Source organism: Streptomyces sp. NPDC059909 (assembly GCF_042730885.1).
Taxonomy (GTDB): domain Bacteria; phylum Actinomycetota; class Actinomycetes; order Streptomycetales; family Streptomycetaceae; genus Streptomyces.
In genome coordinates, this window is sequence record NZ_JBHWKX010000026.1 from 18,905 (window position 1) to 29,627 (window position 10,723).

At 69.9% G+C, this 10,723-nt stretch carries 9 protein-coding genes; 6 read left to right on the forward strand and 3 right to left on the reverse strand.

Going from position 1 to position 10,723, the window contains the following annotated elements; all coding sequences use genetic code 11:
* The first annotated feature begins 10 nt into the window (after positions 1-10).
* Positions 11-580, forward strand: a complete 570-nt coding sequence (locus ACFV9O_RS19185) for a DUF4396 domain-containing protein (protein WP_385419282.1) — start codon at positions 11-13, stop codon at positions 578-580.
* 24 nt (positions 581-604) lie between these two features.
* On the opposite strand, the gene ACFV9O_RS19190 is transcribed toward ACFV9O_RS19185, so the two are convergent.
* Positions 605-1,237 (reverse strand): sulfite oxidase-like oxidoreductase, encoded by a 633-nt coding sequence (locus ACFV9O_RS19190; protein WP_385419285.1) that lies wholly within the window; start codon positions 1,235-1,237, stop codon positions 605-607.
* Between the two features lie 156 nt (positions 1,238-1,393).
* On the opposite strand from ACFV9O_RS19190, the gene bfr reads away from it, so the two are divergent.
* Together bfr and ACFV9O_RS19200 are read left to right on the forward strand one after the other, a co-directional pair.
* A complete protein-coding gene (gene bfr / locus ACFV9O_RS19195; RefSeq protein WP_385419288.1) occupies positions 1,394-1,873 on the forward strand; it encodes a bacterioferritin in 480 nt (159 codons plus the stop codon).
* 113 nt (positions 1,874-1,986) lie between these two features.
* Positions 1,987-3,573: an IS1182 family transposase gene (locus ACFV9O_RS19200; RefSeq protein ID WP_385419290.1), complete on the forward strand. Its 1,587-nt coding sequence runs from the start codon at positions 1,987-1,989 to the stop codon at positions 3,571-3,573.
* Between the two features lie 60 nt (positions 3,574-3,633).
* Here the strand turns inward: ACFV9O_RS19200 and ACFV9O_RS19205 are convergent, their stop codons facing one another.
* Entirely contained in the window at positions 3,634-3,888 is a 255-nt protein-coding gene (locus ACFV9O_RS19205; RefSeq protein ID WP_385419293.1) for a bacterioferritin-associated ferredoxin, read from the reverse strand.
* 148 nt (positions 3,889-4,036) lie between these two features.
* Positions 4,037-5,383, reverse strand: coding sequence for a class II 3-deoxy-7-phosphoheptulonate synthase (locus ACFV9O_RS19210; RefSeq protein WP_385419447.1), 1,347 nt, complete (start codon positions 5,381-5,383; stop codon positions 4,037-4,039).
* A gap of 159 nt (positions 5,384-5,542) precedes the next feature.
* On the opposite strand from ACFV9O_RS19210, the gene ACFV9O_RS19215 reads away from it, so the two are divergent.
* From ACFV9O_RS19215 to ACFV9O_RS19225, 3 genes are all read left to right on the forward strand, one after another.
* A complete protein-coding gene (locus ACFV9O_RS19215) occupies positions 5,543-8,404 on the forward strand; it encodes an N-acetylmuramoyl-L-alanine amidase (protein ID WP_385419296.1) in 2,862 nt (953 codons plus the stop codon).
* Between the two features lie 96 nt (positions 8,405-8,500).
* Entirely contained in the window at positions 8,501-8,557 is a 57-nt protein-coding gene (locus ACFV9O_RS19220) for a trp operon leader peptide (RefSeq protein WP_078513512.1), read from the forward strand.
* A 94-nt stretch (positions 8,558-8,651) separates the two neighbouring features.
* Positions 8,652-10,535 carry an anthranilate synthase family protein gene (locus ACFV9O_RS19225; protein WP_385419299.1) on the forward strand — a complete coding sequence of 628 codons (1,884 nt, stop codon included), beginning with the start codon at positions 8,652-8,654 and terminating at the stop codon, positions 10,533-10,535.
* Positions 10,536-10,723: the final 188 nt, after the last annotated feature.

Consider the following 10,723-nt stretch of genomic DNA (forward strand, 5'->3'; position numbering starts at 1 on the left):
GGGTTCTCTGATGACGCACGAAGCACTCGCGTACCACCACCACAGCCGGCAGGACACTCGCGCCGGCCACGAGCACGGCACGCACCACGCGGCGCCTCATGGCCACCACGGCAGCGGAAGCGATGGCGGCGGCGGAGCCAGTTGGTCCACGGCCGCCAAGGCGACCCTCCACTGCCTCACCGGCTGCGCCATCGGCGAGGTCCTCGGCATGGTCATCGGCACCGCCCTGGGCTGGGGCAACGCCCCGACGATGGTCCTCGCGATCGTTCTGGCCTTCTTCTTCGGCTACTCGCTGACCCTGGCGGCGGTCGTACGCGCCGGACTGAGCCTGAAGGCCGCCATCGGTGTCGCCCTCGCCGCCGACACCCTCTCCATCGCCGTGATGGAGGCCGTCGACAACGGCGTGATCCTGCTCGTGCCCGGCGCGATGGACGCGCATCTGACCGACGGGCTCTTCTGGGGCGCCCTGGCCTTCGGCTTCCTCGTCGCCTTCCTGATCACCACTCCGGTCAACAAGTGGTTGATCGGCCGCGGCAAGGGCCACGCGGTGGTCCACCAGTACCACCACGCGGGCGGCTGAGGAACCCGGCCCACAGGACAGGACCTAGAACTCGGGACCGTCCCCCGGCTCTTCCTGGTAGGAGTAGCGCTGCTCCCGCCAGGGATCGCCGAGGTTGTGGTACCCCCGCTCCTCCCAGAAGCCGCGTCGGTCGGCGGTCATGTACTCCACGCCCCGCACCCACTTCGGGCCCTTCCAGGCGTACAGATGCGGTACGACGAGACGCAGCGGGAACCCGTGCTCGGCGGTGAGGAGCTCGCCGTCCTTGTGGGTGGCGAAAATCGTGCGCTCGGAGAGGAAGTCGGAGAGCCGCATGTTGGCGCTGAAGCCGTACTCGGCCCAGACCATGACGTGGGTGACCGTCGGCGCCGGCGGGGCGAGCTCGACGATCGTACGGGCGGGCACCCCTCCCCATTCGGCCCCCAGCATGCTGAATTTCGTCACGCAGTGCAGATCGGCCACGACCGTGGCGAACGGCAGGGCCGAGAACTCCTCGTGGTTCCAGCAGCGCTTGTCGCCGTCGGCCGTCGCCCCGAAGACACGGAACTCCCAGCGCTCCGGCTTGAACTTGGGGACGGGCCCGTAGTGAGTGACGGGCCAGCCACGCTGCAGTCGCTGCCCCGGAGGGAGCTCGGACTGCTCTGACTCGCGAAATTCCCGGCTCTCCGGCTGACCCATGCCTTCAATGGTGACAGACGGCGAGGGGTGGTCATGACCAGGTCTGGGTCGATTCGGGCAACTCCTACTAAGCATGCACTTACTGGACGCCTCTCGATCACGGTGCGAGGATGCGCGCATCCTGCCCCAGCCATACGCGCGGAAGGAGCCTCTGCGATGCAGGGCGACCCCGAGGTCATCGAGTTCCTCAATGAGCAGCTGACTGCCGAATTGACCGCGATCAACCAGTACTTCCTGCACGCGAAGATGCAGGAGAACTTCGGCTGGACGAAGCTCGCCAAGTACACCCGGGCCGAGTCGTTCGACGAGATGAAGCACGCCGAGGTCCTGACCGACCGGATCCTCTTCCTCGAGGGCCTGCCGAACTACCAGCGGCTCTTCCACGTCCGGATCGGGCAGACGGTCACCGAGATGTTCCAGGCCGACCGGCAGATCGAGGTCGAGGCGATCGACCGGCTGCGGCGCGGGATCGAGGTCATGCGGAACAAGGGCGACATCACGTCCGCGAACATCTTCGAGTCGATCCTGGCGGACGAGGAGCACCACATCGACTATCTCGACACCCAGCTGGAGCTGGTCGAGAAGCTCGGTGAGCCGCTCTACATCGCGCAGATCATCGAGCAACCGGAGAGCTGACGGAGAAACCGGGCGAGAGCCGACGGCTCCGCCGAGCGGGAGCGGGCTAGAAGATTGCTGAAAATCTCGGGTTCTGGCCCCGGCTCGGTGGAGTCGGGGCCAGTCTTGTAGGCATGCAGGGGGAATGGGCTGGGGAGATGGTCGGGCCGGATGTGTGGGAGACCTGCCGGGAGTTGATCCCGGCAGGGAGTGTGTTCGCGTTCCTGGCGGAACATCGCGAGGTGCTGTTCCCGCCGGGGATGTTCGCGGACATGTATCCGTCGTCCAACGGCCGTCCGAGTCTGCCGCCGCAGGTGCTGGCCGCGACGGTGGTCCTGCAGAGCCTGCAGGGGCTGTCTGACTTCGAGACGGTCCAGGAACTGCGGTGTGACCTGCGGTGGAAGGCCGCCTGCGGGCTCGGGCTGTACGACACCGCGTTTGATCCGTCGCTGCTGACGTACTTCCGGCGCCGGCTGAGCAACTCGGCCGACCCGACGCGGATCTTCACCAAGGTCAAGGAGGTCGTGGCCGCGACCGGGGTGCTGAAGGGCAGGCAGCGGCGCGCGCTGGATTCCACCGTCCTCGATGACGCGGTGGCCACCCAGGACACCGTCACCCAGATCATCTCCGCCATCCGCCGGGTGATCCGCGAGGTCCCCGGCGCTCCGGAGACGGCCGCGGAGCACTGCCGCGCGCACGACTACACCGACCCAGGCAAACCGAGGATCGCCTGGGACGACGAGAAGGCCCGCGCCGCACTGGTCGACGCGCTGGTCACCGACGCCCTCAACCTGCTCGGACACCTGCCCGAGCAGAATCTGGGAGAGAAGGCGGCGAACGCGGTCGGCCTGCTGGCCCTGGTCGCCGGGCAGGACGTGGAACCCGCCGAGGACTCCGACGGGCGCGACGGACGCTTGCGCATCGCCAAGCGCACAGTGGCCGACCGGACGGTGTCCACCGTCGACCCCGATGCGCGGCACATCCACAAGAACCGCAGCCGTCACCAGGACGGCTTCAAAGGGCATGCGTCTTTCGAGCCGGAGACCGGCCTGTTCACGGCCGTCGCCCTGACCAGCGGCTATGGCCCCGACAACCACGAGGCCGCCGTCGCCTGCGATCTGCTGGCCGATGAGGAAGAGGGCACGGAGTTAACCGTGCTCGGCGATTCTGCCTACGGAACCGGTGATCTGCGCGCACAACTGCAGGCCGACGGCCACACCCTGGTGATCAAGCCGCCGCCGCTGCGGCAGGCAGTCCCCGGCGGCTTCACCATCGACGACTTCCGTATCGACCCAGCAGCCGGCACCGCGACCTGCCCGGCCGGACACACCGCCAACCTCGGCCAGATCAAGGCGGACGGCGCCCGCACCGCCCAGTTCAAGCGCGTCTGCACGGGCTGCCCTCTGCGGACGCGTTGCACCACCTCAAAAACCGGACGCACCCTCAACGTCCACCCCCAGTACGAACTGCTGGCCGCCGCCCGGGCCCAGGCCGCCACCGACACCGTCTGGCAGGACGAGTACCGCCGATGGCGGCCACCCGTCGAACGCGCCATCGCCTGGCTCGTCGCCAGGGGCAACCGCCGGGTTCCCTACCGCGGCGTCATCGCCAACAACATCTGGCTCCACCACCGTGCCGCCGCCCTCAACCTCCGCCGACTGATCACCCTCGGACTCACCCGGACCAGCAGCACCTGGCATCTCGCCCCGGCCGCCGCATAGCGAAAGGGGCCGCCCGGCCTACGGCCGAACAGCCCCCTCGACAAGATTTTCAGCAATCTTCTAGGCCGCTTCGCTGAGTGCGGGATCCTGCTCGACGTCGGCCGTGAGGGCGGGCACGCCCTGCTCGAGCAGCTCGCGGCGGGGGCAGGTGCCACGGCCGAGGATCCCCTGGATGCGGCGCACACACGATCCGCAGTCCGTGCCGGCCTTGGAGAGCGAGGCGATCTGGCGGGGGGTGCAGGCGCCCGCCTCCGCGTGCTCCTTGACCTGCTTCTCCGTGATGCCGAAGCACGAGCAGACGTACACGCGGTTCACCTCCCGGCGGGATCGATAAGTGGTGCCGTCCCGATTGATCGGTGAGGCTAACCTAACCTTACCCGCCGCCCTCCGGCCATAAAAGCCCCCCATACGACTGTGGGGCGCGGATCACATGGATCCGCGCCCCACGCCGTACGTCAGTGGCTCACTGGTCGCGGTACATCTCGGCCACCAGGAACGCCAGGTCCAGCGACTGGCTGCGGTTCAGCCGGGGGTCGCAGGCCGTCTCGTAGCGCTGGTGCAGATCGTCGACGAAGATCTCGTCGCCGCCGCCCACGCACTCGGTGACGTCGTCGCCGGTCAGCTCCACATGGATACCGCCCGGGTGGGTGCCCAGGGCCTTGTGGACCTCGAAGAAGCCCTTGACCTCGTCGAGCACGTCGTCGAAGCGCCGCGTCTTGTGGCCGGAGGCCGCCTCGAAGGTGTTGCCGTGCATCGGGTCGGTCACCCAGGCCACCGTCGCACCGGACGCCGTGACCTTCTCGACCAGCTCCGGGAGCCTGTCCCGGACCTTGTCGGCGCCCATGCGGACGACGAAGGTCAGCCGGCCGGGCTCGCGCTCCGGGTCCAGCTTGTCGATGTACTGCAGCGCCTCGTCGACCGTGGTCGTCGGGCCGAGCTTCACACCGATGGGGTTGCGGATCCTCGACGCGAACTCGATGTGCGCGCCGTCCAGCTGGCGGGTGCGCTCACCGACCCAGACCATGTGGCCCGACGTGTCGTACAGCTGCCCCGAACGCGAGTCCACACGGGTCAGCGCCGACTCGTAGTCCAGCAGCAGGGCCTCGTGCGAGGCGTAGAACTCGACCGTGCGGAACTCCGCCGGGTCGGTGCCACAGGCCTTCATGAAGTTCAGCGCGTTGTCGATCTCGCGCGCGAGCTGCTCGTAGCGCTGCCCGGACGGGGACGACTTCACGAAGTCCTGGTTCCAGGCGTGCACCTGGCGCAGATCGGCGTAGCCACCGGTGGTGAAGGCGCGCACCAGGTTGAGCGTCGAGGCGGACGCGTTGTACATCCGCTTCAGCCGCTCGGGGTCCGGGACGCGGGCCTCCTCGGTGAAGTCGAAGCCGTTGACGGAGTCGCCCCGGTAGGTGGGGAGTGTCACGCCGTCGCGGGTCTCGGTCGGCTTCGAGCGCGGCTTCGAGTACTGGCCGGCGATCCGGCCGACCTTCACGACGGGCACGGACGCGGCGTACGTCAGCACCGCGCCCATCTGGAGCAGGGTCTTGAGCTTGTTCCGGATGTGATCGGCGGACACGGCGTCGAAGGCCTCGGCGCAGTCGCCGCCCTGGAGCAGGAACGCCTCGCCCTTGGCGACGGCTCCCATCCGGGTGCGCAGCTGGTCGCACTCGCCCGCGAAGACGAGCGGCGGATACGACTCGAGGTCCGCGATCACATCGCGCAGAGCCTCGGCATCGGGGTACTCGGGCTGCTGCGCCGCGGGCAGGTTCCGCCAGGTGTTGCCACCGCTTGCGGTGGTCTTAGCGTTCACGGTCACGAACACCACATTACGGGGTCGGCCGAGCGCCACCGGCCGGTGCCCAGTGACTGAGACAGCGCCCGGAATGTCTCGTCGGTGTTTACGTGTCACTCGCAACTGCTACCCTCGCGCCGCCTTTGTCGAGAATTAAACAATCCCAGGGGTGGGGCGTTGAGTCGGGCACACCGGAGAGACCGCAAGAAGAAGGCGCTGTTGTGGGGAGGCACCGCGGCGATCGTCACCACCGCGGTGATCGGGACCGTGGCCGTGGCCACCCCCGGGCTCCTCGGCCCGTCGGACGGCACGACGCCACCGCCGGGCGCGCAGCTGCAGGCCGAATTCGAGGCCGCGGCGAGCGAGTTCGACGTACCGAAGAGCGTGCTGATGGCCGTGTCGTACCGGCAGACCCGCTGGGAGAGCCACGACGGGATGCCCAGCACCACCGGCGCGTACAACGTCATGGGCCTCACCCAGGTGAACCCGGACGACCTCGAGAAGGACCACAAGGACCACGGGGACGCCGACGAGCACCGGCTCGAGCACATGAACCGCAGCGGCGACCCGGCCGTCGAGAAGCACTTCGACGCCGAGAAGGCGCTGCGGACCACGCCGAAGGAGGCCGTCGACACGGACGACCCCCGGCTGCACACGCTCGACGAGGCCGCCGGACTGATCGACGCGTCCGCGGACTCGCTGAAGAGCGACACCGGGGACAGCATCCGCGCCGGTGCCGCCCTGCTCGCCGAATACCAGCGCGAGGCCGCGGGCGACCTTTCCGACGACCCGGGCCAGTGGTATCCGGCGGTCGCCCGCTTCAGCCAGTCGCCGGACAAGAAGGGCGCCGAGCTGTTCGCGAAGCGCGTCTTCGAGTCGATCAGGACGGGCGAGCAGCGAACGACCACGGAGGGGCAGCACGTCTCCCTCCCGGCCGACCCGTCGGTCGAACCGGCCAAGCCGGCGACCGTGCCCCTTGCGGCGACGTACGCGTCGACCACCGCGGTGCCGGCCCCGGACTGCCCGTCCGGACTGAACTGCGACTTCCGCCCGGCCGCGTACAAGCAGAACAGCGCCCTGGACGACTGGGGCAACTACAACATCGCCGGCCGTCCCGAGAACGGCTACGACATCCGCTACATCGCCATCCACGACACGGAGGGCAGCTACGACGGATCGCTCGCGGTCTTCCAGAACTCGAACTCGTACGCCAGCGCCCACTACATGATCCGCGCCTCCGACGGTCTGGTCACCCAGATGGTCGAGAACAAGAACGAGGCCTGGCACGCGGGCAACAAGACCGTCAACATGCACTCGATCGGCGTCGAGCACGAGGGCTACGCGCTCAAGAACGGTACGGGCTGGTACACCGAGCCCCAGTACGAGTCCTCGGCCGCCCTGGTGAAGTACCTGGCGGCGAAGTACGGGATCCCGCTGGACCGTGAGCACATCATCGGCCACGACGAGATCCCCGGCGTGCTGAACGACAAGGTCACGGCCCAGCACTGGGACCCGGGCCCGTTCTGGGACTGGAACCACTTCATGTCGCTGATGGGCGTCCCCACGGGAGCCGGCGGCGCGGGCGGTCCGGTCAAGGTGGGCCAGCTGGTCCGCTACGTACCGCCGTTCACCTCGGAGAACCAGCCGAAGCTGACGTACGGGGGCACCACCGTCGCCGCGCAGCCGGCGAACTTCGGCTACCTCTACACGGAGCCCTCGACCACGTCGGCCACCATCAGCGATCCCTACCTCGGCACCCAGACCTGGACCGAGGGCTCGAACTGGGCGAACAAGATCCTGGCCGGTGGTGAGTGGGTCGTCGCCGATGTCCGCACGGACTGGACCGCAATCTGGTACGGCGGCAGGAAGGCCTGGTTCCACAACCCCGGCGGCCGCTACACGGTCCCGGCCCGGCCGACGGCCACGGACCCGCAGAAACTGCTGACCCCGAAGGCCGGACTGACCTCGGTCAAGGTCTACGGGCGCGCCTACCCGGACGATGCGGCGTATGCGGGCACCGGGGTCGATGTCCAGGACAGGAACTCGGAGTCGCTGGCCCAGTACAGCGTCCTCGCCGGGCAGAAGTACACGAAGGCCGGCGGGTACGCCTACGGCGACTACTACTACAGCGGCACCATCGACGGCGTCACGGACCCCGCCTCGCGCACCCTGGTCAAGGGCACCACGCAGTTCATCCCGATCCGCTTCAACCACCGCCTCGCGTGGGTGCGTGCCGAGGACGTCCAGGAGGTCGACCCCGTGGCGCCCGACGCGGGCACCGACCGCTTCAACCTGCTCGGCCGTGACTCCTCGGGCGTGCTGTGGCAGTACCAGGGCACCGGCAGCGCGTCGGCGCCGTTCTTCCCCCGGTACCGCGTCGGCGGCGGCTGGCAGGCGTACAACCTGCTGACCAAGCTGGACACGCTGCGCGCCGACGCCAAGGGCGACATGGTGGCCCGCGAGCCGAGCGGCACGCTCTGGTACTACGCGGCGAGCGGCAACCCGAACCAGCCGTTCAAGGCCCGGCTGAAGGTCGGCACCGGCTGGCAGGTCTACAACCGCATCCTCGGCGTCTCGGACGTCACCAAGGACGGCAGGTCCGACCTGGTCGCCCGCGACTCCGCCGGGGTCCTCTGGCTCTACGTGGGCACGGGCAACCCGTCGGTGCCGTTCGAGGCGCGGAGGAAGGTCGGCACCGGGTGGAACCTGTACAACACCCTGACCGCCACCACGGACCTCGACGGTGACGGCATCGGCGACATGATCGCCCGGGAGTCCTCAGGCGTCCTGTGGTTCTACAAGGGCACCGGCAACGCGGCCGCGCCCTTCGCCGCCCGCACCAAGGTCGGCACCGGCTGGCAGATCTACAACAGCTTCGCCGGCACCGGGGACCTCGACCGCGACGGCAAGGCCGACCTGGTCGCCCGGGACACGTCCGGAACCCTGTGGTTCTACAAGGGCACCGGCAACGCGGCCGCGCCCTTCGCCGCCCGCACCAAGGTCGGCACCGGCTGGAACGGCTACAACCTGCTGGCCTGACCGCTCCTCGCACGGTGCACCGCCCGCGGCGTCGCGGCCGTCCCACTCCACGGGACGTGCTGCGGCTCCGCGGGCGGATGCGTTAGGGTTCCCGACATGTTCGCGCAGACGACCCAGAACTGGTGGTGGACCGCTCATCCGGCGGCCCACTGACTGCGCGTACACGGAAGTCCGCGAAGGCCGCCCGAGAGGCGGCCTTTTTCGTACCCAGGGGCCGTTCCTCTCCACCACGGAAGGAACACCACGGATGGACATCATCAGCAGACTGCTCGACGACGCAGCCCGCCCGGCCTTCGCGCTTCTGCGCAGGCGCACCCCAGGCCACGACCACGACACCGTCGAGGTGCTCGTCGGCCGCGTCCACGAGACGGACCGGCTCGCCGACATCCCGGTCGGCGACCTCCCCTCGCTCGCGCTCGTGCCGTTCCGCCAGATCAGGGAGCGCGGCTTCGACGTACGGGACGACGGGACGCCGCTCGCGGTGCTGGTCGCCGACGAGGCGCACGAGCTGCCGCTGTCCGAGGCGCTCGACCGGCTGCCCGCCCATGACGTACGGGTCGAGGGCGGCGGCTTCGACATCGGTGACGACGCGTACGCCGAGACCGTCCGGCGGGTCGTCGAGGACGAGATCAGCCGCGGCGAGGGCGCGAACTTCGTCATCAGGCGGACCTGGACCGGCGCGATCCCCGGCTTCGGGCGCGCCGACGCGCTCGCCCTCTTCCGGCGGCTGCTCGCGGGCGAGCGCGGCGCGTACTGGACGTTCGTCGTGCACACCGGGGAGCGCACGCTGGTCGGGGCCAGCCCGGAGGTGCACGTCCGGATGTCGGGCGGAACGGTCGTGATGAACCCGATCAGCGGCACCTACCGCTATCCGGCGGGCGGCCCGACGGCCCCGGATCTGCTGGGCTTCCTCGCCGACCGCAAGGAGACCGACGAGCTCTCCATGGTCGTCGACGAGGAGCTGAAGATGATGTGCACGGTCGGCGACATGGGCGGGGTGGTCATCGGGCCCCGGCTGAAGGAGATGGCCCATCTCGCCCACACCGAGTACGAGCTGCGCGGCCGGTCCTCGCTCGACGTCCGGGACGTGCTGCGCGAGACCATGTTCGCGGCGACCGTCACGGGCTCGCCGGTGCAGAACGCCTGCCGGGTGATCGAGCGGTACGAGGAAGGCGGGCGCGGCTACTACGCGGGCGCGCTGGCACTGCTCGGGCGGGATGCGGGCGGGGCGCAGACGCTGGACTCGCCCATCCTGATCCGTACGGCCGACATCTCGCCGGGCGGCGAGGTGCGCGTCCCGGTGGGTGCCACGCTCGTCCGCCACTCGGACCCGCTGTCCGAGGTCGCCGAGACGCACGCGAAGGCGGCGGGGGTGCTGGCCGCGCTGGGGGTCCGGGCCGGGCGGCCGCGCGACGGGTCCGTACGGCCGCCGCGGCTGGCCGACGACCCCCGGGTGCGGGCGGCCCTCGACGCCCGGCGGGCCGATCTGGCGCCGTTCTGGCTGAAGATGCAGTCCCTGCCCGAGGAGGTGACGGGCCACGCACTGGTGGTGGACGCCGAGGACACCTTCACGGCGATGCTCGCCCATCTGCTGCGTGGGGCGGGGCTCGACGTGACCGTACGCCGCTACGACGAGCCGGGCGTCCGGGAGGCGGTACTCGCCCACGAGGGGCCGGTGGTCCTGGGGCCGGGACCGGGCGACCCCGCCGACGCCGGCGACCCGAAGATGCGCTTCCTGCGGTCGCTTGCGGGGGAGTTGCTGCGCGGGCACCGCGGTGGCCTGCTCGGGGTCTGCCTCGGCCATGAGCTGATCGCAGCGGAGCTGGGCCTGGGCCTCGCCCGCAAGGCGGCCCCCTTCCAGGGGGCCCAGGTGACGGTGGACCTCTTCGGCCGTGCGGAGACGGTCGGCTTCTACAACAGCTTCACGGCGGTGTGCGGCGAGGAGGCGCTGGCCGAGCTGTCCGCGCGCGGGGTCGAGGTCGCCCGTGACCCGGCGACGGACGAGGTCCACGCGCTGCGGAGCCCGGGCTTCGCGGGCGTCCAGTTCCACCCCGAGTCGGTGCTCACGCTGCGCGGCCCGGAGATCGTGCGCGCGCTGCTCGCGGGGGTGGTGCGGGAACCGTCGGCGTAGGCCGCCGCGGCAGGCGCGAGCGGCGAGCCTTTCCCCACCCCCGCCCCGCCCCCTTCGCGGCTGTGTCGATTTGAGACTCCGCCGCGTGGGGGCCCGCCCCAGCCCCGCGGGAGCATGACCGGTACCGCCCGGTCGGCCCGGGTGTCCGTCCTCAAACGCCGGACGGGCCGGGACGTGTCCGGGACCGG